Source organism: Enterobacter cloacae complex sp. 677-3DZ2D5B (assembly GCF_004136695.1).
Classification (GTDB): Bacteria; Pseudomonadota; Gammaproteobacteria; order Enterobacterales; family Enterobacteriaceae; genus Enterobacter; species Enterobacter hormaechei_C.
In genome coordinates, this window is the sequence record NZ_QFLS01000010.1 from 1 (window position 1) to 25479 (window position 25479).

The 25479-nt window shown below is 53.7% G+C and carries 25 protein-coding genes, 2 tRNA genes and 1 rRNA gene; 20 read left to right on the forward strand and 8 right to left on the reverse strand.

The window, feature by feature from the left end; translation table 11 throughout:
* Positions 1-197 precede the first annotated feature (197 nt).
* The 3 genes from rrf to dkgB all read left to right on the forward strand — a co-directional run bounded on the left by rrf (position 198) and on the right by dkgB (position 1409).
* Positions 198-313 (forward strand): 5S ribosomal RNA (gene rrf, locus DD597_RS15880).
* A 55-nt stretch (positions 314-368) separates the two neighbouring features.
* Positions 369-445 (forward strand) — tRNA-Asp (locus DD597_RS15885).
* A gap of 160 nt (positions 446-605) precedes the next feature.
* A complete protein-coding gene (gene dkgB / locus DD597_RS15890) occupies positions 606-1409 on the forward strand; it encodes a 2,5-didehydrogluconate reductase DkgB (RefSeq protein WP_023315437.1) in 804 nt (267 codons plus the stop codon).
* A gap of 30 nt (positions 1410-1439) precedes the next feature.
* Here the strand turns inward: dkgB and yafC are convergent, their stop codons facing one another.
* The gene (gene yafC / locus DD597_RS15895) at positions 1440-2345 is read right to left on the reverse strand and encodes a DNA-binding transcriptional regulator YafC (RefSeq protein WP_015571393.1); all 906 of its coding nucleotides are present in this window, start codon (positions 2343-2345) and stop codon (positions 1440-1442) included.
* Positions 2346-2448: 103 nt separating this feature from the next.
* On the opposite strand from yafC, the gene DD597_RS15900 reads away from it, so the two are divergent.
* From DD597_RS15900 to DD597_RS15910, 3 genes are all read left to right on the forward strand, one after another.
* Positions 2449-3624, forward strand: coding sequence for an MFS transporter (locus tag DD597_RS15900; protein ID WP_003863248.1), 1176 nt, complete (start codon positions 2449-2451; stop codon positions 3622-3624).
* Between the two features lie 137 nt (positions 3625-3761).
* Entirely contained in the window at positions 3762-4562 is an 801-nt protein-coding gene (locus DD597_RS15905; protein ID WP_003863247.1) for an endonuclease/exonuclease/phosphatase family protein, read from the forward strand.
* A 77-nt stretch (positions 4563-4639) separates the two neighbouring features.
* A complete protein-coding gene (locus tag DD597_RS15910; RefSeq protein WP_003863245.1) occupies positions 4640-5413 on the forward strand; it encodes a class I SAM-dependent methyltransferase in 774 nt (257 codons plus the stop codon).
* A 52-nt stretch (positions 5414-5465) separates the two neighbouring features.
* Here DD597_RS15910 and mltD read toward each other — a convergent pair whose 3' ends face one another.
* Positions 5466-6830, reverse strand: a complete 1365-nt coding sequence (gene mltD / locus DD597_RS15915; RefSeq protein WP_022650424.1) for a murein transglycosylase D — start codon at positions 6828-6830, stop codon at positions 5466-5468.
* Positions 6831-6898: 68 nt separating this feature from the next.
* Complete coding sequence (gene gloB, locus DD597_RS15920) at positions 6899-7657, reverse strand: hydroxyacylglutathione hydrolase (RefSeq protein WP_022650425.1); 759 nt, start codon at positions 7655-7657, stop codon at positions 6899-6901.
* 32 nt (positions 7658-7689) lie between these two features.
* Here gloB and DD597_RS15925 point away from each other — a divergent pair, with 32 nt between their 5' ends.
* Complete coding sequence (locus DD597_RS15925; RefSeq protein ID WP_017383714.1) at positions 7690-8406, forward strand: class I SAM-dependent methyltransferase; 717 nt, start codon at positions 7690-7692, stop codon at positions 8404-8406.
* Here the strand turns inward: DD597_RS15925 and rnhA are convergent, their stop codons facing one another.
* Positions 8407-8985, reverse strand: a complete 579-nt coding sequence (gene rnhA / locus DD597_RS15930) for a ribonuclease HI (protein WP_160840538.1) — start codon at positions 8983-8985, stop codon at positions 8407-8409.
* Between rnhA and dnaQ the strand changes: the two genes are divergently transcribed.
* Entirely contained in the window at positions 8939-9670 is a 732-nt protein-coding gene (dnaQ, locus tag DD597_RS15935) for a DNA polymerase III subunit epsilon (RefSeq protein WP_003863237.1), read from the forward strand. The two genes, rnhA and dnaQ, sit on opposite strands and share 47 nt — an antisense overlap.
* Positions 9671-9802: 132 nt before the next feature.
* Positions 9803-9879, forward strand: a tRNA-Asp gene (locus tag DD597_RS15940).
* 99 nt (positions 9880-9978) lie between these two features.
* Here DD597_RS15940 and DD597_RS15945 read toward each other — a convergent pair.
* Both DD597_RS15945 and fadE read right to left on the reverse strand, forming a co-directional pair.
* The gene (locus tag DD597_RS15945; RefSeq protein ID WP_129256398.1) at positions 9979-10749 is read right to left on the reverse strand and encodes an amidohydrolase; all 771 of its coding nucleotides are present in this window, start codon (positions 10747-10749) and stop codon (positions 9979-9981) included.
* Positions 10750-10857: 108 nt separating this feature from the next.
* The gene (gene fadE / locus DD597_RS15950) at positions 10858-13302 is read right to left on the reverse strand and encodes an acyl-CoA dehydrogenase FadE (protein WP_063855849.1); all 2445 of its coding nucleotides are present in this window, start codon (positions 13300-13302) and stop codon (positions 10858-10860) included.
* A gap of 239 nt (positions 13303-13541) precedes the next feature.
* Between fadE and lpcA the strand changes: the two genes are divergently transcribed.
* Both lpcA and DD597_RS15960 read left to right on the forward strand, forming a co-directional pair.
* The gene (gene lpcA / locus DD597_RS15955; RefSeq protein WP_003863232.1) at positions 13542-14120 is read left to right on the forward strand and encodes a D-sedoheptulose 7-phosphate isomerase; all 579 of its coding nucleotides are present in this window, start codon (positions 13542-13544) and stop codon (positions 14118-14120) included.
* 48 nt (positions 14121-14168) lie between these two features.
* Entirely contained in the window at positions 14169-14936 is a 768-nt protein-coding gene (locus DD597_RS15960; protein ID WP_017383120.1) for a class II glutamine amidotransferase, read from the forward strand.
* Here DD597_RS15960 and dpaA read toward each other — a convergent pair.
* Entirely contained in the window at positions 14907-15647 is a 741-nt protein-coding gene (gene dpaA / locus DD597_RS15965) for a peptidoglycan meso-diaminopimelic acid protein amidase (protein WP_023315473.1), read from the reverse strand. The genes DD597_RS15960 and dpaA overlap by 30 nt on opposite strands.
* A 300-nt stretch (positions 15648-15947) precedes the next feature.
* On the opposite strand from dpaA, the gene DD597_RS15970 reads away from it, so the two are divergent.
* The 8 genes from DD597_RS15970 to dinB all read left to right on the forward strand — a co-directional run bounded on the left by DD597_RS15970 (position 15948) and on the right by dinB (position 23153).
* Positions 15948-17291, forward strand: coding sequence for a Na(+)-translocating NADH-quinone reductase subunit A (locus DD597_RS15970; RefSeq protein ID WP_032608602.1), 1344 nt, complete (start codon positions 15948-15950; stop codon positions 17289-17291).
* Between the two features lie 2 nt (positions 17292-17293).
* Positions 17294-18529: an NADH:ubiquinone reductase (Na(+)-transporting) subunit B gene (locus tag DD597_RS15975; protein WP_022647143.1), complete on the forward strand. Its 1236-nt coding sequence runs from the start codon at positions 17294-17296 to the stop codon at positions 18527-18529.
* Complete coding sequence (locus DD597_RS15980) at positions 18522-19316, forward strand: Na(+)-translocating NADH-quinone reductase subunit C (RefSeq protein WP_003863221.1); 795 nt, start codon at positions 18522-18524, stop codon at positions 19314-19316. The genes DD597_RS15975 and DD597_RS15980 overlap by 8 nt, the downstream gene beginning before the upstream one ends.
* Positions 19309-19947, forward strand: coding sequence for an NADH:ubiquinone reductase (Na(+)-transporting) subunit D (locus DD597_RS15985; RefSeq protein ID WP_003863219.1), 639 nt, complete (start codon positions 19309-19311; stop codon positions 19945-19947). The genes DD597_RS15980 and DD597_RS15985 overlap by 8 nt, the downstream gene beginning before the upstream one ends.
* 6 nt (positions 19948-19953) lie before the next feature.
* Positions 19954-20550 (forward strand): NADH:ubiquinone reductase (Na(+)-transporting) subunit E, encoded by a 597-nt coding sequence (nqrE, locus tag DD597_RS15990; protein WP_003863217.1) that lies wholly within the window; start codon positions 19954-19956, stop codon positions 20548-20550.
* 10 nt (positions 20551-20560) lie between these two features.
* On the forward strand, positions 20561-21784 hold the full coding sequence (gene nqrF, locus DD597_RS15995; RefSeq protein ID WP_003863214.1) for an NADH:ubiquinone reductase (Na(+)-transporting) subunit F: 1224 nt from the start codon (positions 20561-20563) through the stop codon (positions 21782-21784).
* A 2-nt stretch (positions 21785-21786) separates the two neighbouring features.
* Entirely contained in the window at positions 21787-21987 is a 201-nt protein-coding gene (gene nqrM, locus DD597_RS16000; RefSeq protein ID WP_003863212.1) for a (Na+)-NQR maturation NqrM, read from the forward strand.
* Between the two features lie 107 nt (positions 21988-22094).
* Positions 22095-23153 carry a DNA polymerase IV gene (gene dinB, locus DD597_RS16005; RefSeq protein WP_003863209.1) on the forward strand — a complete coding sequence of 353 codons (1059 nt, stop codon included), beginning with the start codon at positions 22095-22097 and terminating at the stop codon, positions 23151-23153.
* 55 nt (positions 23154-23208) lie between these two features.
* Here the strand turns inward: dinB and pepD are convergent, their stop codons facing one another.
* On the reverse strand, positions 23209-24666 hold the full coding sequence (pepD, locus tag DD597_RS16010; protein ID WP_003863206.1) for a cytosol nonspecific dipeptidase: 1458 nt from the start codon (positions 24664-24666) through the stop codon (positions 23209-23211).
* Between the two features lie 259 nt (positions 24667-24925).
* Here pepD and gpt point away from each other — a divergent pair, with 259 nt between their 5' ends.
* Positions 24926-25384, forward strand: coding sequence for a xanthine phosphoribosyltransferase (gpt, locus tag DD597_RS16015; protein WP_003863205.1), 459 nt, complete (start codon positions 24926-24928; stop codon positions 25382-25384).
* Positions 25385-25479 lie beyond the last annotated feature (95 nt).

A 25479-nucleotide genomic window follows, 5' to 3' on the forward strand; every position in this document is an offset into this window, starting at 1 on the left:
CTTAACCTTACAACGCCGAAGATGTTTTGGCGAAGAGACGAAATTTTCAGCTTAGATTCAGAGTCCGAAGGATTTTGCGCTGAGACAAGGCGGCAAACGAAGGAAAGGAAGGAGCATACTGAGGTATGTGACTGACTTTACGAGAGCAGCCAACGCAGTATCAGTGCGAAAGACACAGGACAGAGCACAAGAATTTGCCTGGCGGCTGTAGCGCGGTGGTCCCACCTGACCCCATGCCGAACTCAGAAGTGAAACGCCGTAGCGCCGATGGTAGTGTGGGGTCTCCCCATGTGAGAGTAGGGAACTGCCAGGCATCAAATTAAGTAGTAAGCCGGTGCATGAATCCGGTGGTTACAGAAGTATTCGGTGGAGCGGTAGTTCAGTCGGTTAGAATACCTGCCTGTCACGCAGGGGGTCGCGGGTTCGAGTCCCGTCCGTTCCGCCACTTATTAAAAGCCCTGAGCGTTAGCTCAGGGCTTTTTTCTTATCTGTCGTTTGATTGTTGCGAAATTAGCAAAAATCCTCTGCTTTTTACGATCTTTTTCGTCATAACAACTACAGCGATAATCTTCCTCAGTTTACGAACATAACGATTGAGGAATCATATGACTATCCCTGCACTGGGTCTGGGCACTTTTCGCCTGAAAGACGATGTTGTTATTGCATCTGTTAAAACCGCACTCGAGTTGGGCTATCGTGCTATTGATACGGCGCAGATTTATGATAACGAAGCTGCCGTAGGCCAGGCCATCGAAGAGAGTGGCGTACCGCGCGACGAACTTTTCGTCACCACTAAAATCTGGATTGAGAATCTCAGCAAAGACAAGCTGATCCCAAGCCTGAAGGAAAGTCTGAAAAAGCTGCGTACTGACTATGTTGATCTGACGCTGATCCACTGGCCATCTCCTGATGATGCCGTCTCTGTGGAAGAGTTTATGCAGGCGCTGCTGGAAGCAAAAGAGCAAGGCTTAACGCGTGAAATTGGCATCTCTAACTTCACCATCCCGTTGATGGAAAGGGCCATCGCCGCAGTGGGTAAAGAGAATATTGCTACTAACCAGATTGAACTCTCTCCTTACCTGCAAAACCGCAAAGTCGTGGACTGGGCGAAACAGCATAGTATTCACATCACCTCGTACATGACGCTGGCATATGGTAAGGCGCTGAAAGATGAAGTGATTGCGCGCATCGCTGAGAAACACAATGCGACAGCCGCACAGGTGATCCTGGCATGGGCGATGGGTGAGGGCTATGCCGTGATCCCGTCTTCAACCAAACGTGAAAACCTGGCAAGTAACCTGTTAGCGCGGGATCTCCAGCTTGATGATGAAGATAAAAACGCGATCGCTGCACTGGAATGCAACGATCGTCTTGTCAGCCCGGAAGGGTTAGCACCAGACTGGGATTAATAAAAACCCTCCCTCTGTACCTTTAAACCCTCACACAGCTCCTCCGGGAGCTGTTTTTATATGTTCGCTAAGGAAGTCGATAAAAGCGCGTATGCGCGTACTTACCGCTCTGTCACTGTAATACACTGCGCTAAAAGGCATCTCTACAGGTAAGCGTTTGTCAGCCATCAGTTCTACAAGCTGACCCGCAGCTATTTCCTTATCAATCATATAGTCTGATAAACAGGCGATCCCATTTCCTTCAAGACAAAGCTGTTTCAGCGTTTCTCCGCTATTAGACGAAAGTCCGCAGGTGATCTCATGAAGTTGTCCGTCATGACAGGCTACGGGCCAGGTGTTCAGCGAGACAGGTTCCGTAAAGCCCAGGCACAGGTGCTGCTTCAGCTCCTCAACGGTCTCCGGTTTGCCATGCTCTGCAATATATTGCGGTGACGCGATAATTTTGCGATAGCTGGTGAACAGAGGGCGAGCGCGTAAGCTTGAATCCGTCAGGGTTCCGGCGCGGATCGCCACATCCACTTTACGCTCAATAAGATTGATAAACGTTTCCGAGGAGACCAGAGACAGGGTCATCTCCGGGTAGCGCTCACGAAAGGGCTTAATCAGCGGCATCAAAAAATGAAGCACGACCGGCGTAGCCGCATCGATGCGCAGCAATCCGCGCGGGGTGCTGCGCGATTCCATTATTTCCGTTTCTGCCGCCGCCATCTCCTGCAAAACGGACTGCACGCGTCGAAAATAACGTTCACCTTCTTCCGTCAGGCTGAGCTGCCGCGTTGTCCTATTAAGCAGACTCACTCCGAGCTTCATCTCCAGCTTTTTCACCGAGCGGCTAATGGCGGAGTTCGCCTGCCCGAGCTGTTCGGCCGCACGGCTGAAGCTGCCGCTTTCAACAACGGCAACAAAGATAGTCAGTTCTTCCGATGTGGCTTTCATTATTGCATCATCCGCAAAATTCTATTGAGATTCTAACCATTTTTGTTATTTAAACACTGGCGCATACTGCCTGTCATCTTAATCCTGAAGAGACGGAGTATTTATGCCACTGGCGCTTCTTGCCCTGACGATCAGTGCCTTCGCAATTGGCACGACCGAATTTGTTATTGTAGGACTTGTTCCCACCATTGCTGAACAACTCGCCATTTCGCTGCCTTCTGCCGGGCTGCTGGTATCTATTTACGCGTTAGGCGTCGCTGTTGGGGCGCCTGTGCTGACCGCATTGACTGGGCGCTTTGCGCGTAAAAAACTGTTAGTTGCCCTGATGGTGCTCTTCACCGCCGGCAATATTCTGGCGTGGCAGGCTCCGGACTACACCACTCTGGTCATCGCCCGTTTGCTGACTGGCCTCGCGCACGGTGTCTTCTTCTCCATCGGTTCCACGATTGCAACCAGCCTGGTGCCAAAAGAGAAAGCGGCGTCAGCCATTGCGATTATGTTTGGCGGCTTAACCGTTGCGCTGGTCACCGGCGTGCCGTTAGGAACGTTTATTGGGCAACATTTTGGCTGGCGAGAAACCTTCCTCGCGGTATCGCTGTTGGGCGTGATTGCTCTGGTAGCCAGCCTGCTGCTGGTACCCTCCAGTATTCCGGGGCGCGCGAGCGCCAGCCTGAGCGATCAGGTTAAGGTTCTCACACACCCGCGCCTGCTGCTGATCTATGCCGTTACGGCTCTGGGTTATGGAGGTGTGTTCACTGCGTTCACTTTCCTTGCACCGATGATGCAGGAACTGGCTGGTTTTTCTCCGGGCGCAGTGAGCTGGATTTTACTGGGCTACGGTATCTCCGTCGCAATCGGCAATATCTGGGGCGGCAAACTTGCGGATAAGCATGGTGCGGTACCGGCGCTGAAATTCATTTTCGCCGCGCTGGTTGTCCTGCTGATGATTTTCCAGTTCACCGCGTCGATACAATACGCCGCGCTGGTAACCGTGTTGGTTATGGGAATATTCGCGTTTGGTAACGTACCGGGATTGCAGGTCTATGTTGTACAGAAAGCCGAACGCTATACGCCCAATGCGGTGGATGTCGCATCCGGCCTGAATATCGCCGCATTCAATATCGGCATCGCACTCGGATCGGTTATCGGCGGGCAGACGGTTGAACACGTTGGATTAACCCAAACGCCATGGATTGGTGCGGTAATTGTGCTTGTCGCTTTCCTCCTTATTGGTCTGAGTGGACGGCTTGATAAACCCGCTCGTGTCGCGCTTGGGTAAGTATCAGTAAGTGCTTGCTTACAAAACTGGAAAGCGGTTTCTCAGTAATTGCGTTGAAAGTGTGACCTAAAATCCCTATAACATTAGAACCAGTCCGTTTTCCGGGCTGGTTCATGTTACAGAGGCCGTTTCCAAAAGTGCGAAAAAATACCTATGCCATGCGTTATGTTGCCGGAATGCCCGCGGAGAGGATCTTGCCTCCGGGGTCGTTTGCGAGCCTGGGTCAGGCATTACCAGCGGGTACGCCATTAAGCAGTGACGAAAAAATTCGCGTACTGGTGTGGAACATCTTTAAACAACAGCGTGCGGAGTGGTTATCCGTACTTCAAAATTTTGGTAAAGATGCGCATCTGGTTCTGTTACAGGAGGCGCAAACCACGCCTGAGCTGGTCAGGTTTGCAACGACAAACTATCTTGCAGCCGATCAGGTGCCTGCCTTTGTTCTGCCACAGCATCCTTCTGGGGTGATGACCCTTTCAGCCGCACATCCGGTCTATTGCTGCCCGCTGCGTGAACGTGAGCCGATCCTGCGTCTGGCAAAATCGGCGCTGGTCACAGTCTATCCGTTGCCCGACACCCGTCTGCTGATGGTGGTAAACATTCATGCGGTGAACTTCAGCCTCGGTGTTGATGTGTACAGTAAGCAGTTACTTCCCATTGGCGATCAGATTGCTCATCACAGTGGGCCGATCATTATGGCAGGGGACTTCAATGCCTGGAGCCGTCCGCGTATGAACGCGTTGTACCGCTTCGCGCGTGAAATGTCGCTGCGTGAAGTTCGTTTTAACGATGACCAGCGCAAGAAAGCGTTTGGCCGTCCTCTTGATTTTGTCTTCTATCGGGGTTTAAGCGTGCACGACGCCTCCGTTCTGGTGACGCGCGCCTCCGATCATAATCCTCTACTAGTTGAATTCAGTCCCGGCAAACCTGATAAATAATGGTGCGTCAGGTCTGCCGTGGGGCAGGCCTGTGCGGGTGCTGCCCTTTATTTTTTAACCCATAAAAGGACAGCAACATGACAACAACACACTCCCATCATGACAACGTCGAAAAACAGTTTGGTTCGCAGGCAAGTGCCTACCTGAGCAGCGCCGTGCACGCCTCTGGCCGCGACCTGGTGCGTCTCGGCGAGCGGCTCGCCGCGTTTCCTGACGCGCACGTGCTGGACTTAGGCTGCGGGGCAGGGCATGCCAGTTTTACCGCCGCAGAGCAGGTTGCTCAGGTGACGGCGTATGACTTATCGAGCCAGATGCTCGATGTGGTCGCTGAAGCGGCGAAAGCGAAAGGACTGAATAACGTCACGACGCGCCAGGGCTACGCTGAATCATTACCCTTTGAGGATGCATCGTTTGAGGTTGTGATTAGCCGTTACTCTGCACACCACTGGCATGATGTGGGGCAGGCATTACGGGAAGTGAAACGCGTACTCAAACCGGGCGGAATCTTCATCATCATGGACGTGATGTCTCCCGGACATCCGGTACGAAATATCTGGCTCCAGACGGTTGAAGCGCTGCGTGATACCTCGCACGTGCAAAACTACTCCAGTGGAGAGTGGCTTACGTTTATCACCGAAGCCGGCTTGATTTCACGCTCATTGATAACCGACCGTTTGCCGCTGGAGTTTGCGTCATGGATTGCGCGGATGCGCACCCCCGAGGCATTAACTCAGGCGATCCGATTGTACCAGGAGAGCGCCTCTGCTGATGTGAAGGCGTACTTTGAGCTGCATGACGATGGTTCGTTTACTAGCGACACCATTATGGCTGAAGCGCAAAAAGCAGGATAAACAAAAAAGGCACCGAGGGGAATCGGTGCCTTTTTAACAAGCGAACGTACTATCAGGAATCTGGCGTAGCGCTGTTTTTCACAAACAACGTCAGCTGGTCGCCAGGTTGCAGGTTGTCAGTATCGTTGTTCCAGCGCATCACATCTTTGATGTTTACGCCGTGACGCTTAGCAATACTGGACAGCGAGTCGCCTTTACGTACGCGATAGGTAATGCTATCGCTGTTTTTAGCGAGACGCTGTGCGCTGCTACCTGCACCTACGTTCAGCGTTTGACCCACTTTCAGACCAGATCCGCGCAGATTATTCCACTGCTGGAGATCTTTCGCATTCACGCCAAGACGTGATGCAATACCTGAAAGCGTATCACCTGAACGCACCTTATAGCTGCGGCTGCTTACAGGCGACGTATCAGCGATCAGCGTGGACTGAACGGCTGCGATTTCACCCGAAGCTAAAGACTCTCGTAACTGTTCCGCATGTTTCTGCGGAACCATCACATAGCGTGGGCCGCTAGCACCCAGCGTGGAGCCTTTAACACCTGCATTAAAGGTTTTAAGCTTACTTACCGACATACCCGTCATATCGGCAACCTGTTGAATATCAACCGGGCTGCTGAGGCGGACACGCGCCAGTGCACGACTTTCGTCTGGTGTTGGCAGTTGTACACCGTAACGTTTGCTGTTCTTGAGAATGTCACTCAGTGCCAGCATTTTCGGTACGTAAATCTTTGTTTCCTGTGGCAGTGAGAGCGACCAGAAGTCTGTGGATTTTCCACGCGCTTTATTCGCTTTCATTGCCTTCAGTACACGACCTTCACCACTGTTATACGCCGCGACAGTCAATAACCAGTCGCCGTCAAACATCTTGTTCAGACGTTGCATCATGTCGAGAGCGGCTGTCGTTGAAGCGACAACATCACGACGCGCATCGTAGTTGCGGGTCTGCTTTAAACCATAATTTCGCCCTGTGCTCGGAATGATCTGCCAGATGCCTGCTGCATTGGCGCCAGACGTCGCGTGCGGGTCAAAAGCGCTCTCCACTATGGGTAGTAGTACCAGTTCCATAGGCATGTTACGTTTCTTAACTTGCCCGGCTATCCAGTACATATACGGCTCTGCCCGTAATGTTACATCGTGGAGATAGCTCTTATTTCTCAAATACTTCTGTTTCTGTTCGCGAATCCGGCTGTTTTCCGGAATTCCCATCTTTAGCTCGTCGCCAATAGAGGCCCACAAGTCTTGTTCCTGCGCGAAGGATGTCCCATCGTCCAACCATCGCGCCTGACTCGTAAACTTCCCTGCTTCCCCTTGACCAGCCGCAGAAAGGCTCTGTGCGTGCTGTTGTACGTTGCTGCCGTTTTGTGACTGGCAACCTACAAGCAGGACAGAGGCGAGTAATATCGCTTTTGCCTTCATGTGTGTGTCAATAGTTGCTTAAAAGACGAGCGATGATAACGGCGAAATTTTGAAAAGGCAACCCGCAATTATCTGAAGTTATCTTTCTTTGACCTTAACCATGCAAATCGCGCTTCAGGTTGTAGCAAATTTGTTTCTTGATTAATTTTATTAATTAAATCAACATCATCAGTTCTTAAAAATAAATTAATTTGTCGTTCATTTTTCAGAATTACGGGGAGTGTTTTTTGGTTTTTTGCACGTAACTCCTTCACTTTCAGGTAATAATCCTGAATCGCCCGATCCTCAGGCAGCACGCTTGCAGCAAACTTCATATTCCCTAATGTATACTCATGTGCGCAACAAATTACGGTGTCGGCTGGAAGCGCATTAATTTTTTGTAAAGATTGATACATCTGTTCTGGCGTGCCTTCAAACAGCCTTCCACAGCCGCCAGAAAACAGCGTGTCGCCACAAAAAAGATAAGGTTTGCTGTAGAAACAGAGATGACCGGAAGTGTGACCTGGCGTAGCAAATACGGAAAACTCCCACCCGAGGATGAGGATACTTTCGCCTTCTTCGACAACTTGCGTCGTACCCTTATCCTGTGTCTCTGCCGGTCCGTAGACGGGAAGATGAGGATAGCGCGCAAGGAGATCGGGAACACCGCCGACATGATCGTGATGGTGATGGGTAAGTAGGATCGCTTCAGGCTGCCAGCCGTTTTCTTTTATCGCGTGCAGGATCGGTGCGGATTCGCCTGGATCAACAATGATGCATCTGCGATCGTCGTCGACTAAAACCCAGATGTAATTGTCCTGAAAGGCGGAAATACTGATAAGATTCATGCATTACCTCTTATAGCGTGGCGGGTGTTTTGATGAAACCGGCAAGGATACCTCAGACTGTCGCACCACCGGAACGTTGGGCAGAGTTGCCCTGGGGTGAATATTATCGCGAGGCCTTAGAACTTCAGCTTAAACCCTGGCTCGCGAAAATGTATGGTTTTCACCTGCTTAAGATTGGCAATCTGAGCGCAGAAATCAATACCGAAAGCTGCGCTATCTCGCATCAGGTTAGCGTATCGCTTAATGGCTCCCCGGTTCAGGTGAAAGCGGATCCGCTGCATTTGCCGTTTGCGGAAAAATCCATTGATGCCTGTCTGCTCGCCCATACGCTGCCCTGGTGCAGCGATCCCCATCGTCTGCTGCGGGAAGCCGACCGCGTTTTGATTGATGACGGCTGGCTGATCCTGAGCGGTTTTAATCCGCTGAGTCTGATGGGGCTACGTAAACTGACGCCCGTTCTGCGCCGCACGCCGCCCTATAACAGCAGGATGTTTACCATGATGCGCCAGCTGGACTGGCTTTCACTGTTAAATTTCGAAGTGCTGAGCTATGGGGGTTTTCAGGTCATCCCCTGGACGCGTAAAGGCGGGGTTTTATTAAGCACCCATTTACCCGCGCTGGGCTGCATGCAATTTATTGTCGCGCGTAAGAGGACGATCCCCCTTACGCTCAACCCAATGAAGCAAAGCAAATCAAAAACGCGGATCCGCCAGACCGTGGGGGCCACGCGGCAGTACAAAAAACCGTGATCAGGATTCAGGTTGATAACCTGCATCCTCATGGGTTGGGTTGGATGCCGCCGCGCGAGCCAGCTCGTCACAGCGTTCGTTTTCAGGATGACCGGCGTGCCCCTTTACCCACTCCCATTTGATTTCGTGCTGACCGAGGGCGGCATCAAGACGCTTCCAGAGATCGACATTCTTGACCGGTTTTTTCTCTGCCGTTTTCCAGCCGCGTTTTTTCCAGTTGTGGATCCATTGGGTAATGCCCTGGCGGACATACTGGCTGTCGGTACTCAGCACCACGTCGCAATGTTCTTTTAACGCTTCCAGCGCCACGATGGCCGCCATCAACTCCATGCGGTTGTTGGTGGTCAGGAAATAGCCTTCACTAAAGGTTTTTTCATGCTGGCGATAGCGCATAATGGCACCATAGCCGCCGGGCCCTGGGTTACCGAGACAAGATCCATCGGTGAAAATTTCTACCTGTTTACGCATCTCTGGTAGACTTCCTGTATTTGAAACGTTCAGTAAAACGATAAGTCTGACATAAATGACCGCTATGAGCACTGCAATTACTCGCCAGATTGTTCTCGATACCGAAACCACCGGTATGAACCAGATTGGCGCCCACTACGAAGGGCATAAAATCATTGAGATTGGTGCCGTTGAAGTGGTGAACCGTCGCCTTACGGGCAACAACTTCCACGTTTACCTCAAACCCGATCGGCTGGTGGACCCGGAAGCGTTCGGCGTTCACGGAATTGCCGACGAGTTTTTGCTGGATAAGCCCACCTTTGCCGACGTCGCAGATGAATTTCTCGACTACATCAGAGGTGCGGAACTTGTCATTCATAACGCGTCGTTCGATATCGGCTTTATGGACTATGAGTTCAGCAAGCTCAACCGTGATATTCCGAAGACGAATACGTTCTGTAAAGTCACGGATAGCCTGGCGCTGGCAAGGAAGATGTTCCCCGGCAAGCGTAACAGCCTTGATGCCCTGTGCTCTCGCTATGAGATAGACAACACCAAGCGAACGCTGCACGGCGCGTTGCTCGATGCCCAGATCCTGGCCGATGTCTACCTGACCATGACCGGCGGGCAAACGTCGATGAAATTCAGTATGGAAAATGAATCCCAGCAGACGCGGGATGAAGGGGGAATTCAGCGCATTGTGCGTCAGGCGAATCGCCTGCGGGTTGTTTTAGCCAGTGATGAAGAACTGATGAACCATGAATCTCGTCTCGATTTAGTGCAGAAGAAGGGCGGAAGCTGTTTGTGGCGCACGTGAAAATGTGCCGAAACGTTTGTTAAATCACCGTTTGGGTGAATTTTGCAGCAAACGATTCAAAACCTGAGAAAAAGCGTTGACGAGTTCAGAGGCAAACCGTAATATTCGCCTCGTTCCCCAAACGGGAACAGTGGAGCGGTAGTTCAGTCGGTTAGAATACCTGCCTGTCACGCAGGGGGTCGCGGGTTCGAGTCCCGTCCGTTCCGCCACTATTCAGGCCCACGTTATTTATAACGTGGGCCTTTTTCATTTCTGCTTTTCCCTGATGTTACGCAAGGCGATAAGCCAGGGTACATCGCGGGTTGCGTTTATCCGATCGTAAACTGATCTGCATCCTGCCAGGCCGGAAACTTCTCCCGATACTCCTTTAACGCCGTTAACGAGATCTCAGCGTCAATTCGTGTTGCCTGATGCGGCTCGGCGGTGGCAATAATCTCACCCTGCGGACTGATCACCCGGCTGTCACCGCGATAGTGATGCCCGTTGCCGTCCGTTCCTACGCGGTTACAGCCAACGACATAAGCCTGATTTTCAATCGCGCGCGCGGTCAGTAAAGCCTGCCAGTGCAGGGAGCGTGGGGCGGGCCAGTTGGCGACGTACAACGCCAGGTCATAATCGTTGCGGTTGCGCGACCACACCGGGAAGCGCAGGTCATAGCAGACCAGCGGCAGAATACGCCAGCCACGCCATTCAAATACCACGCGTTCGCTTCCGGCTTCATAATGTTGATGTTCATCCGCCATGCGGAACAGGTGGCGCTTATCGTAGAAATGCACCTTTCCCTCTGGCTCGACCAGCAGGAAGCGGTTAACCGGCCCGCGTTCGGTCTGGAGGGCGACGCTACCGGCAATCAGCGCGTTTGTCTCCTGCGCTTTGGCGTGCATCCAGGCCACAACCTCGTCCTGCGGCATCGACTGTTTTGCAGCCTCCATCGCAAAACCCGTGGTGAACATCTCCGGCAGGACAATCACATCGCGACCGTTAATCTCTTCGAGCTGGCGATCGAAATGGCGAAGGTTGGCTGGACCGTCCATCCAAACTAAAGGCTGCTGCAAAACAGAAATCTTCAAACCAGGCACGATACCGACTCCTTAAAAGATCGCTTTTTGACACTGTAGCACGTCATTACGAGAAAATGTGGCATTAAAAAACCCCGCACGGAGCGGGGTTGATGGACGCTAAACGTCTTATGCGGCTTCAGGTTTGCGGTGCTTCTCCGGCAGCTTTACCGGCTGTGTCGCCAGCTCTTCCGGTTCGAAATCATCCACGTTAATACTGCGCAGACGGCTCTCTTCGGCTTTCACCAGGAGTGCGGCTTCGCTGTTGTCGATGATGCCGCCCGCCAGGGCCTGTTTTGCCAGCTCGTCCAGGCGGGTGAACGGCAGGTTTTTACCCAGCTGTTTGCAGATCTTCTGGTGAATCGGGTCGGCGGCCATCACGTCCAGCAGCGCCTCTTCCAGCAGGCCGACAGGGTTATGCGGGGTAGGGGCCAGATACTGGCCGCGGCCAATACGGGAGCGGGTTGCGCTCGGAACCTGAAGGATCTTCGCCACTTTATGATCCAGCTTGTCAGACGGCGCCAGGTAATGACGACCGGTCGGGAAGATCGCCACGCGCAGGGCACCTGCCACAAAGCGGTTCGGGAAGTTCGCCAGCAGGTCGTCAATAGCCTGTTCTGCCTGATACAGCGCATCCTGTACACCCCAGTGCACCAGCGGCAGATCCGCTTCCTGACGGCCTTCGTCGTCGTAGCGTTTTAGAACCGCAGAGGCCAGGAAGATCTGGCTCAGCACGTCGCCCAGACGGGCAGAGATGCGCTCGCGACGCTTCAGGCTTCCGCCAAGAACGGCCATCGAGACGTCAGACAGCAGGGCCAGGTTAGCGCTCAGGCGGTTCAGGTGCTGGTAATAACGTTTAGTCGCATCGCTGGTCGGCGTCGCGCTGGTGAGGCCGCGCGTCAGGCCGAGCCAGAAGCTGCGCACTTCATTGCTGCCCACGTGACCGATATGTTTGAACAGCAGCTTGTCAAAGGCATCCACGTCGTTATTCTGCGCGGCGGCCATCTCTTCCAGCACGTACGGATGGCAGCGAATGGCGCCCTGACCGAAGATCATCATGCTGCGGGTCAGGATGTTTGCCCCTTCAACGGTGATGGCAATCGGAGCGCCCTGATAGCTGCGTGCCAGGAAGTTGCCTTCACCGAGCATGATCCCTTTACCGCCTGCGATATCCATTGCATCAATAATTGACTGCTGTGCACGGTGGGTACAGTGGTATTTCACAATTGCCGACAGCACGGCGGGTTTTTCGCCCAGCATAATTCCGTAGGTAATCAGCGAGGCTGCGGCGTCCATCACGTAGGCATTGCCCGCAATACGCGCCAGCGGCTCTTCGATACCTTCCATCTTGCCGATGGAGATTTTGAACTGACGGCGGATATGCGCGTAAGCCCCAATCCCCATCGCCACCGATTTCAGACCGCCGGTTGAGTTCGACGGCAGGGTAATGCCGCGGCCCACAGACAGACATTCTACCAGCATACGCCAGCCCTGACCGGCCATTTTCGGGCCACCGATGATGTAATCAATCGGGACAAAGATATCCTGACCGCGGGTAGGACCGTTCTGGAACGGTACGTTCAGCGGGAAGTGACGGCGACCAATCTCAACACCTGGGGTCGAGGTTGGGATCAGCGCACAGGTAATGCCCAGATCTTCTTCACCGCCCAGCAGTTTTTCCGGGTCAGAGAGTTTGAACGCCAGGCCCAGCACCGTGGCGATAGGCGCGAGGGTGATATAACGTTTGTTCCAGGTCAGGCGCATGCCCAGCACCTGCTGGCCCTGCCACTCGCCCATGCAAACCACGCCGGTATCGGGGATCGCGCCGGCATCAGAGCCCGCCTCCGGGCTGGTCAGCGCGAAGCACGGAATTTCCTGGCCACGCGCCAGACGCGGCAGGTAGTGATCTTTCTGCTCTTCTGTACCGTAATGCTGTAACAGCTCGCCCGGGCCTAAGGAGTTTGGCACGCCAACGGTAATCGCCAGGATCCCGGAGACACCCGCCAGTTTTTGCAGCACGCGAGCCTGAGCGTAAGCGGAGAATTCCAGACCGCCATACTCTTTCTTAATGATCATCGCGAAGAAGCGATGCTCTTTCAGGTATGCCCACAGCTCAGGCGGCAGGTCGGCCATTTCGTGAGTGATGGCAAAGTCGTTTGCCATGCGGCACGCTTCTTCTACCGGACCATCAATAAAGGCCTGTTCTTCGGCGGTCAGACGCGGCTGTGGATAGTTGTGAAGCTTTTTCCAGTCCGGGTTGCCCTGGAACAGATCGCCTTCCCACCAGGTCGTACCGGCGTCAATCGCTTCTTTCTCTGTACGCGACATCGGCGGCATCACTTTACGGAATCCCCTGAACACCGGCACAGAGATCATCGACTTACGCATCGGCGTCAGGTTAAACGGTAGTAAAATGATGGCCAGGGGAACAAGAACCCAGATATTCCACAGGCCAGCGACGCCAAGTGCAGCCGTCCAGGCCAGAAGAATCAGGCTACTCAGGAATAAACTGACACGGTGATAGAACAACACACCGAGCAGTACAACGGTTGCGAGAATGCTCAAAATCATCATAAAGAAAAGCTCCCTTGCTTGTAGGAGGTCTGACCACTTGTGATGATATGGTTGTAGTTGATGTCATTTCCTTTAGCAATGTGTTTACAAAATAATTACAACCTGGTTCACATTGTTCGCGTTTTAGCCGGCACAAAAAATCAAAACGCCGGACGATTCGCATGGCTTTAGCTTCTCGCTTTTACTGCTATCCGGTACACTCCACTGTGTTATTTCATCAATACTGAAGGATTATCCTCATGTACCAGGATCTTATTCGTAACGAACTGAACGAAGCGGCGGAAACGCTGGCGAACTTTCTGAAAGATGATGCCAATATTCACGCTATTCAGCGCGCGGCGGTCCTGCTTGCCGACAGCTTCAAAGCCGGCGGTAAAGTGCTCTCCTGCGGTAACGGCGGTTCCCACTGTGACGCCATGCACTTCGCCGAGGAGCTGACCGGACGCTATCGCGAAAACCGTCCGGGCTACCCGGCGATTGCGATTTCCGACGTGAGCCACATCTCCTGTGTAGGCAACGACTTTGGTTACGACCACATCTTTTCCCGCTACGTTGAAGCCGTAGGCCGTGAAGGCGATGTGCTTCTCGGTATCTCCACGTCCGGTAACTCCGCTAACGTGATCAAAGCGATCGCCGCCGCGCGTGAGAAGGGCATGAAAGTTATCACCCTGACCGGGAAAGATGGCGGTAAGATGGACGGTACAGCGGACATTGAAATCCGCGTTCCACACTTCGGTTATGCCGATCGCGTTCAGGAAATTCACATCAAAGTGATCCACATCCTGATCCAATTGATCGAAAAAGAGATGGTTAAGTAAGACTTCGCTGGGGGGCGCCGGTGTCCCCCGCTGTTGTGGAGGTGATCTATGTGCGAACTGCTCGGGATGAGCGCCAATGTGCCAACCGATATCTGCTTTAGTTTTACCGGGCTGGTTCAGCGCGGTGGAGGAACCGGGCCGCATAAAGACGGCTGGGGCATTACCTTCTACGAAGGCAAAGGATGCCGCACGTTTAAAGATCCACAGCCCAGCTTTAACTCCCCCATTGCCAGACTGGTGCAGGACTATCCTATTAAATCCTGTTCGGTGATCGCCCATATCCGCCAGGCCAATCGCGGCGAAGTGGCGCTGGAAAATACCCATCCGTTTACCCGTGAACTGTGGGGCCGTAACTGGACCTATGCGCACAACGGGCAGCTCTCGGGCTATAAATCACTGGAAACGGGCAACTTCCGTCCGGTGGGCGAAACGGACAGCGAAAAAGCATTTTGCTGGCTGCTGCACAAGCTGACAGAGCGCTATCCCCGTACGCCCGGCAACATGACCGCCGTTTTTAAGTACATAGCGTCACTGGCGTCTGAGTTACGCGAGAAGGGCGTCTTTAATATGCTGCTGTCTGACGGGCGCTACGTGATGGCGTTCTGCTCGACAAATCTGTTCTGGATCACCCGACGTGCGCCGTTTGGCGTCGCCACGCTGCTCGATCAGGATGTGGAAATTGATTTTCAGAAGGAGACCACACCGAACGATGTGGTCACTGTCATTGCAACGCAGCCACTGACGGGCAACGAAACCTGGCAAAAGATCATGCCAGGCGAGTGGGCGCTATTTTGTCTCGGGGACCGCGTAATTTGACGCCAGCTGCGGCTGAACCACTTCATGGCTGAGCGGTTTACTCACCACGTAACGGCCATTGACGATGGACACCACCGGCGGCTTATGGGTCTGCTCGAAGTAGTCATAGCCCGGTTTTAGCTGTTTCCAGAAATCTGTGTAAACAGAGTACTTATGGCGTGCCATGTTCGCATCCGTCATACGGAACGGATAGATGCTGACCTGAACATTCGGCTGACCGAAGACCAGTGCGCCCGTGACAAACTGGAAGATTTCATCAATGCCGGAATCCGTCATCGCATAACAGCCGACAGACACGCAGGCGCCGTGGATCATCAGGTATTTCCCTTCGTAACCGTGCGCACGGTCGAAGGCATTGGGGAAACCGATGTTAATCGCTTTATAGAAGCGGCTGTCCGGTTTTAGCTGGTTACGCTGAACGTTGTAAAACCCTTCCGGACTTTTGAAGTCACCCTGCCGCTGTTTCGGCCCCAGCCCGCCAGAATAGTTACAGATTTTGTAGCTATCGAGCAGCTGATACGTCTCGCCCATTTTGACAAACAGATCGAGTGTGCGCTCTTCCTTGAAGATTTGAATATAAACCGGGGATCCCATCAACTGCTGTTTATACTCTTTACTGATCGGCGTCGTTGAACTATTACTGCCAAGCAGCCCGGCAAACGACATGCACGGTATCAGAAGCATCGCAATGAACAATGCGATTTTACGCATACTACTGGTTCCTTGATAAAACAATGACCAACTTGCCAGAACGGCAAAAGACACCCGAAATCAGACTAATCTGGACAGGAGCGCTCACATTAGCACCGATGGAGATTTTCGCAAGAGCCAACCTTTGCGTTTACAAATTAGTTTTACTTTATAACCCATTCACATTGTCCTGACTCCAGGAACTTTGCGCAATAGCTCGCATTTCGGCGCGCCAGACGGCGGATTTGCTGCCCCTGGCAGGGCCGAAAATGGTACACTCCGGCCTCTCTGGATTGTTGTTCATGGATACCTGCTAACCACATGTTTAGAATCAGAAAAGGACTCGATCTGCCAATCTCTGGCGTGCCTGAACAGCACGTTACCACCGGCGCCAGTATTCATCATGTCGCCATTGTAGGTGATGATTACGTGGGCATGCGTCCTGCGATGCTGGTACAGGAAGGCGATCGCGTAATAAAAGGTCAGGCACTCTTCGAGGATAAAAAAAATCCTGGCGTTATGTTTACAGCCCCAGCCAGCGGCACCGTTGTTGCCATCCATCGTGGTGAGCGTCGCGTCCTGCAATCGGTTGTTATTCAAATTGAAGGTGATGAGAAACGCGAATTTGCGCGTTTTGACGCCGCCGATCTCGCCACCCTCAGCCACGACGTGGTGCAGACGCAACTGCTGGAGTCGGGACTGTGGACGGCGCTTCGCACGCGGCCCTATAGCAAAACGCCCGTGCCAGGCACTGTGCCGGCCGCTATCTTCGTTACGGCCATCGACACCAACCCGCTCAGCGCAGATCCGCAGCCTCTTATCCTGGCGGAACGAAAAGCTTTCGATGCCGGCCTCACCGTGTTAACACGCCTGACGCCGGGCAAAGTGCATGTCTGCCAGGCCAGCGGCGGTAAGCTGGGCGGTCATCCGCAAGGGCAGGTGGCCTTTAATGAATTTGCCGGCCCGCATCCGGCGGGGCTGGTGGGAACGCATATTCATTTCCTGGAGCCGGTAAGCCTGACGAAACAGGTCTGGCATCTTAATTATCAGGACGTGATCGCTATCGGTAAGCTGTTCACCACGGGTGAGCTGTGCGCAGAACGCATTATTGCCATCGGCGGCCCTCAGGCAACCCAACCGCGTCTGGTTCGCACGCTGCTTGGGGCAGACCTGACGGCGCTGTTGGCTGGCGAAACGAAAGAGGGTGAAAACCGTATTATTTCCGGTTCGGTGCTGAGCGGCAGGCACGCGACAGGCCCGATGGCCTGGCTGGGTCGTTTCCATCTTCAGGTGAGTGTTGTGCTTGAAGGACGCGAGAAAGAGCTGTTCGGCTGGGTACTGCCTGGCGCAGAAAAATACTCGGTAACCCGCACCACGCTCGGCCACTTCCTGCGTCATAAGCTGTTTAACTTCTCCACCAGCACCAACGGCGGTGAGCGCGCCATGGTTCCGATTGGCAACTACGAACGCGTGATGCCGCTGGATATTCTGCCCACCGTGCTGCTGCGGGATCTCCTGGCCGGTGATACCGACGGTGCCCAGGCGCTGGGCTGTCTGGAGCTGGACGAAGAAGATCTGGCGCTGTGTACCTATGTGTGTCCAGGTAAATACGAATATGGACCCGTATTGCGCGAGGTGTTAACCCGCATTGAGCAGGAAGGATAAACATGGGCTTAAAACACCTCTTTGAAAAAATTGAGCCGCACTTTACCGAAGGGAAGCTCAAAAAGTACTACCCGCTGTATGAAGCGACAACGACCATTTTCTACACGCCGGGTCTGGTAACGAAAGGCGCGGCGCACGTTCGCGACGCCATCGACCTCAAGCGAATGATGATTCTGGTTTGGTTTGCGGTCTTCCCGGCCATGTTCTGGGGAATGTATAACGTTGGGTTGCAAACTATTCCGGCGCTGCACCATATGTATGATGCAGAGCAGCTGGCGCAGGTGATTCAGTCTGACTGGCACTATCGTCTGGCACAGTCGCTGGGGGTGAGCTTTGCGGCAGATGCCGGCTGGATCAGCATGATGACGCTGGGCGCTGTCTTCTTCCTCCCCATCTATATGACTGTCTTTATCGTGGGCGGTTTCTGGGAGGTGCTGTTCGCCATTATTCGCAAACATGAGATCAACGAGGGCTTCTTTGTTACCTCTATTCTGTTTGCGCTGATTGTTCCGCCAACGCTGCCGCTCTGGCAGGCGGCGATGGGGATCAGCTTTGGCGTGGTGATTGCCAAGGAGATCTTCGGCGGGACCGGACGCAACTTCCTCAACCCGGCGCTGGCAGGACGCGCGTTCCTGTTCTTTGCTTATCCGGCGCAAATCTCGGGCGACCTGGTGTGGACGGCAGCAGACGGATTCTCCGGCGCGACGCCACTTTCACAGTGGGCGGCTGGCGGCGGCGAAACGCTGGTCAATAATGCAACCGGACAGCCTGTCACCTGGTTTGATGCGTTTATCGGCAATATTCCAGGCTCCATCGGTGAAGTGTCTACCCTGATGATTTTGATCGGCGGGGCCATCATCCTCTTTGGCCGCGTGGCGTCCTGGCGCATTGTCGCTGGCGTCATGCTCGGGATGGTACTCACCGCCACGCTTTTCAACTTCATTGGTTCAGACACAAACCCGATGTTCTCCATGCCGTGGTACTGGCACCTTGTGCTGGGAGGCTTTGCGTTTGGCATGATGTTCATGGCCACCGATCCGGTCTCGGCTTCGTTTACCGACAGAGGTAAATGGTGTTACGGCGCGCTCATTGGGGTGATGTGTGTACTGATTCGCGTGGTCAACCCGGCTTATCCGGAAGGGATGATGTTGGCCATTCTGTTTGCCAATCTGTTTGCGCCGCTGTTCGACTACCTGGTCGTGCGCGCCAACATTAAGCGGAGGAAGGCGCGTGGCTGAGATCAAAAATAACGACAGCATCAGCAAAACGCTGCTGGTGGTGCTGGTACTGTGTCTGGTTTGTTCCATTGTCGTGGCCGGTTCTGCCGTAGGGTTGAAACCGCTACAGCAGGAGCAACGTGCGCTGGATAAACAGCGTAACATCCTGGCCGTTGCCGGGCTGATGCAGGAAGGCATGACGAAGGATGACGTCGCAGCGGTGTTTGCCGAACGTATTACCGCACGGCTGGTGGATTTAAAAACCGGGGAGTTAATGGATAAAGACCCGGCGAAATACAACCAGGCGCTGGCGCTAAAAGATCCGCAAATGAGCACCACGCTTGACGCCTCGCAGGATCCGGCAGGCATTAAGCGCCGCAGCAATGTCGCGGAGATTTACCTCGTCCGTGACGAGCAAAAACGCATTCAGAAAATCGTGTTGCCCATCTATGGCAACGGTTTATGGTCAATGATGTACGCCTTTGTGGCGCTGGATACCGACGGCCGTACGGTTAAAGGCATTACTTATTACGATCAGGGCGAAACGCCGGGGCTGGGGGGCGAAGTTGAGAACCCTAACTGGCGGGCACAGTTTGTTGGTAAAAAAGTGCTCGACGACAACGGCCAGCCTGCGCTGAAGGTGGTAAAAGGGGGCGCGCGTCCCGGCGATGAATTTGCCGTTGATGGCCTTTCCGGCGCCACGCTCACCTCTAACGGTGTGCAGCACAGCTTTGATTTCTGGATGGGTGAACTGGGCTTTGGTCCCTTCCTGAAGAATGTACGTGAAGGAGCGCTGAATAATGGCTGATACGGGTGAACTGAAAGAAGTTAAAAAGGTGCTGATTGGCCCGCTGTTAGCCAATAACCCGATAACGCTTCAGGTGCTGGGGGTGTGCTCGGCGCTGGCGGTCACCACCAAGCTGGAAACGGCGGTGGTCATGACGCTGGCGGTAACGCTGGTGACAGCTTTTTCCAGCATGTTTATCTCAATGATCCGCCACCACATACCCAACAGCGTAAGGATCATCGTGCAGATGGCGATCATCGCCTCGCTGGTGATCGTGGTCGATCAGCTCCTGCGCGCCTTCGCCTATGAAACCTCGAAGCAGCTTTCGGTGTTTGTCGGCCTGATTATCACCAACTGTATCGTGATGGGGCGTGCTGAAGCCTATGCGATGAAAATGCCGCCGCTGGCGAGCTTTATGGACGGTATCGGCAACGGCCTGGGTTACGGCGTAATCCTGTTGACGGTTGGTTTCCTGCGCGAACTTATTGGCAGCGGCAAGCTGTTTGGCATTCCGGTGCTGGATACGGTACAGAACGGCGGCTGGTATCTGCCGAACGGCCTGTTCCTGCTGGCCCCAAGCGCATTTTTCATTATCGGTTTGCTGATCTGGCTGATTCGTACGTTGAAGCCTGAACAGCAGGAAAAGGAGTAACCGACAATGGCTCATTACCTGAGTTTATTTGTGCGCGCGGTGTTTGTTGAAAACATGGCGCTCGCTTTCTTCCTGGGCATGTGTACGTTCCTTGCCGTTTCTAAAAAGGTATCGACGGCATTTGGTCTGGGCGTGGCAGTTACCGTTGTGCTGGGGCTTTCCGTTCCGATTAACAACCTGGTATTCAACTTCGTGCTGCGCGATGGCGCGCTGGTGGAGGGGGTTGATCTTAGCTTCCTGAACTTCATCACCTTTATCGGAGTGATTGCGGCGCTTGTTCAGATCCTGGAGATGATCCTCGATAAATACTTCCCGTCGCTGTACAACGCGCTGGGGATCTTCCTGCCGCTGATCGCCGTGAACTGCGCCATTTTTGGCGGTGTTTCCTTTATGGTTCAGCGTGATTACAACTTCAGTGAATCGGTTGTGTATGGCTTCGGTTCCGGTATCGGCTGGATGCTGGCGATTGTTACCATGGCGGGGATCCGTGAAAAAATGAAATATGCCAACGTACCTGCGGGGCTTCGTGGCTTAGGGATCACCTTTATCACCACCGGCCTGATGGCGTTGGGCTTTATGTCCTTCTCCGGTGTGCAGCTATAAGGGCTAACAAATGGAAATTATTCTTGGCGTGGTGATGTTCACGCTGATAGTACTGGTGCTGTCAGGGCTGATCCTGGCGGCGCGTGCGAAGCTGGTCAATTCCGGGGATGTGATCATTGATATCAATGACGATCCGCAGAATCAGATCCGTACCCCGGCAGGGGATAAGCTGATTAACACGCTCTCCGGCAACGGGATTTTTGTCTCGTCTGCCTGTGGCGGCGGTGGCTCCTGTGGCCAGTGCCGTGTGACGGTGAAAGAGGGCGGCGGTGATATTCTGCCAACGGAACTGTCGCATATTACGAAGCGTGAAGCGAAAGAGGGATGCCGTCTGGCGTGCCAGGTCGCTGTGCGCCAGAACATGAAGATTGAGCTGCCGGAGGAGATCTTCGGCGTGAAAAAATGGGAGTGCGAAGTTATCTCTAACGATAACAAAGCCACGTTCATTAAAGAGCTCAAGCTGCGTGTCCCTGAAGGGGAGAGCGTCCCGTTCCGTGCGGGTGGGTATATCCAGATTGAATGTCCGGCACACACCGTCGCGTATGCTGACTTCGACGTGCCCGAAGAGTACCGGGCCGACTGGGATAAATTTAACCTCTTCCGCTTTGTTTCCGAGGTAAAAGAGCCCGCGCTCCGCGCCTATTCCATGGCTAACTACCCGGAAGAGAAGGGCATTATTATGCTCAACGTGCGTATCGCCACGCCGCCACCGAATGTGCCTGATGCCCCCCCTGGCGTCATGTCATCCTATATCTGGTCCCTCAAGCCTGGCGACAAAGTGACGATTTCCGGCCCGTTCGGCGAATTCTTTGCCAAAGATACTGACGCGGAGATGGTCTTTATCGGCGGCGGAGCGGGTATGGCGCCGATGCGTTCGCATATCTTTGACCAGCTCAAACGACTTGGCAGCAAGCGCAAGATCAGCTTCTGGTACGGAGCGCGTTCACTGCGCGAAATGTTCTATGACGATGAGTTTGAACAACTGGCACGTGATAACCCTAACTTTACCTTCCATGTGGCGTTATCCGATCCGCAGCCGGAAGATAACTGGACAGGCTATACGGGCTTCATCCACAACGTGCTGTATGAAAATTACCTCAAACAGCACCCGGCACCGGAAGACTGCGAGTTCTATATGTGTGGTCCACCAATGATGAACGCGGCCGTGATTAAGATGCTAAAAGATCTTGGCGTGGAAGATGAGAACATCATGCTCGATGATTTCGGAGGCTGATTATGCTGACCTTTCTGGCGACCTTTGCAGTGTTTGTGCTGGTGATCTTCGGCATGTCCTTAGGCTGGATCATCAAGCGTAAAAGCATTCAGGGCAGTTGCGGAGGCATCTCTTCCATCGGAATGGAAAAAGTGTGCGATTGTCCGGAACCGTGCGATGCGCGGAAAAAGCGGATGGCTCGCGAGCAGCAACGCATTATTTAGTCTTCCTGGTCGGGTAAGGCAACGCCGCCACCCGACAATTCCCATGCACACTTCTCAACCCTCATTTGTTTACTGTATACTTATCCAGTAACGAGTGAGGGCTTACTATGCGCAAAATAATCCATGTCGATATGGACTGCTTTTTTGCCGCAGTGGAGATGCGTGACAACCCGGCGCTGCGGGATATTCCCATTGCCATTGGTGGCAGCCGGGTACAGCGCGGTGTCATCAGCACCGCCAACTATCCTGCTCGCAAATACGGCGTGCGCAGCGCCATGCCGACAGCGATGGCGCTGAAACTGTGCCCGCATCTCACTCTTTTGCCCGGACGTTTTGATGCCTATAAAGAAGCATCGAGCCACATTCGGGAGATCTTTTCCCGCTACACCTCACTTATCGAACCGTTATCGCTGGATGAAGCCTATCTTGATGTCACCCACAGCGTGCACTGCCACGGCTCCGCCACCCTGATGGCGCAGGAGATCCGCCAGACTATTTTTAACGAGCTGAACCTGACGGCATCGGCGGGTGTCGCGCCGGTCAAATTTCTCGCCAAAATCGCCTCCGATTTAAATAAGCCCAACGGCCAGTACGTTATCACTCCGGAAGAGGTTTCGGCGTTTTTAAAGACGCTGCCGCTCAGCAAAATCCCCGGAGTGGGCAAAGTCTCCGCCGCGAAGCTGGAAAGTATGGGGCTACGCACCTGCGAAGACGTTCAGCGCAGCGATCTGGCGCTGCTGCTTAAGCGTTTTGGCAAGTTTGGCCGCGTACTGTGGGAACGCAGTCAGGGCATTGATGACCGGGATGTGAACAACGAACGGCTGCGTAAATCGGTCGGCGTTGAACGCACGCTGAGCGAAGATATCCATGACTGGACCGAATGTGAAACCATTATTACGGAACAACTCTATCCTGAACTTGAACGACGCTTACTGAAGGTCAAACCGGATCTGCTTATTGCCCGGCAGGGCATCAAACTGAAATTTAACGATTTTCAGCAGACGACGCAGGAACACGTCTGGCCACGCCTCAACAAAGAGGATCTTATCGCGACGGCAAAAAAGGCATGGGAAGAACGGCGGGGCGGGCGAGGGGTGAGGCTGGTGGGGCTGCACGTCACCTTGCTGGATCCGCAGCTGGAGCGTCAGCTGGTGTTGGGGCTGTAGATTACGCTAATTGTAGGCCCGGTAAGCGTAGCGCCACCGGGCAACAGACGACGAATTACTTCGCAGGGATTGCTTTCAGCAGCTCAGTCAGCAGCGTCCAGTAGTGACCGACGCTTTCAATATGAACCTGTTCATCCGGGGAGTGTGGACCCGTGATGGTCGGCCCAATGGAGACCATGTCCATATCCGGATACGGTTTCTTGAACAGACCACACTCCAGACCCGCGTGAATAACCTGAATGTTCGGGGTGCTGTTGAACAGTCGCTGATAAGTTTCACGCACCAGTGCCATGACCGGAGAACTTGCATCCGGCTGCCAGCCCGGGTAGCTGCCTTTTGCAGACGTTTTCGCGCCCGCCAGGGTACCCAGAGATTCCAGCATGCTCACAACGTACTCTTTACCGCTGTCGATCAGGGAACGGATCAGGCAGATGATCTCTGCGCTGTCGTCACCCATGGTCACCACGCCCACGTTCAGGGAGGTTTCCACCACGCCTTTCGCCACGTCAGAGTTGCGAATAACGCCGTTTGGCGTTGCGTTCAGCAGCTGGACGAACGTGTCACGAGACTGTGCGGTCAGCGCGGCTTTATCCGTCGTAACGGACTCCAGCACCACCGTCAGGTTTTTCTCTTTTGCAGACAGTTCGTTTTTCAGGATCTCCAGATACACGCTGGAGAGTTTTTTCAGTTCGTCCGCTTTCGACGCAGGCACTGCCAAGGTAGCGAAGGCTTCGCGAGGGATCGCGTTACGCAGAGTACCGCCGTTGAAGTCCACCAGACGCAGATCCAGTTCAGCGGCATGGCCCGCCAGGAAACGCGCCAGCAGTTTGTTGGCGTTGCCCAGGCCCAGGTGAATATCACCGCCGGAGTGACCGCCTTTCAGCCCTTTCAGCGTCAGCTTAAAGGTCTCGAATCCAGCAGGGATCGCTTCGCGGGACAGCGGCAGGGTAGAGATGAAATCGATCCCGCCCGCGCAGCCCATGTAGATCTCACCTTCTTCTTCGGAGTCGGTGTTGATCAGAATGTCCGCTTGCAGCCAGTTTGCCTGGAGACCGAACGCGCCATCCATGCCCGCTTCTTCAGTCATGGTCAGCAGCACTTCCAGCGGACCGTGTTCAACGCTGTCGTCAGCCAGCACGGCCAGCGCGGAAGCCATACCAATACCGTTATCTGCGCCCAGGGTCGTGCCGCGCGCCTTCACCCACTCGCCGTCGATGTACGGCTGAATCGGGTCTTTTGTGAAGTCGTGAACGGTGTCGTTGTTTTTCTGCGGAACCATGTCCAGGTGCGCCTGCAATACCACTGGCTTACGGTTTTCCATACCTGCGGTGGCAGGTTTGCGGATAAGAATATTGCCAACCTGGTCACGTTCAGCGTGCAGACCTTTTTCCTTTGCCCAGCCCATAATATGTTCGGCAAGCTGTTCTTCGTGATAGGAAGGGTGCGGAATGGAGCAGATTTTGGCAAAAATATCCCACAGCGGCTGTGGAGATAATTGAGACAGTTCAGACACGATAGGTCTCCTTGTCGTTGCGCTGCAAAACAATGTTGCAGGTCACAGGGTTAGCAGGTTAATCGTTACCACAAGTCAGGCTTGCGAGATGCAACTGAGAATACCACTTTCTCCCGTGGCTGGTAGCATTAAGCATGTAAAAACTCAGGCTCATGGCGCGTAACACTGGTTTTTAGTGCGTCAGATCTCTATAATCTCGCGCAACCTGGTTCACCCTCATTTTTTTTAAGCCGTATATAAACAGGCTGGGACACTTCACATGAGCGAAAAATACGTCGTCACCTGGGACATGTTGCAGATTCACGCACGCAAACTGGCTGCGCGTCTGATGCCTTCCGAACAGTGGAAAGGCATTATTGCCGTCAGCCGTGGCGGTCTGGTACCGGGGGCGCTGCTGGCACGTGAGCTGGGTATTCGTCATGTCGATACCGTATGTATCTCCAGCTACGATCACGACAACCAGCGCGAACTGAAAGTGCTGAAACGCGCGGAAGGCGACGGTGAAGGCTTTATCGTTATCGACGATCTGGTGGATACCGGCGGTACTGCGGTGGCTATCCGCGAAATGTATCCAAAAGCGCACTTCGTCACTATCTTCGCGAAACCAGCGGGTCGCCCACTGGTTGATGATTACGTCATTGATATCCCGCAGGATACCTGGATTGAACAGCCATGGGATATGGGCGTGGTCTTCGTACCGCCTATCTCTGGCCGTTAATTTCAGTACGTAACTTTACACGCCCGGTTATGCCGGGCGTTGTTCTTTTTACCCTGCCACGCGTTACAATGGTCTTCATATGACGTATCCATGGA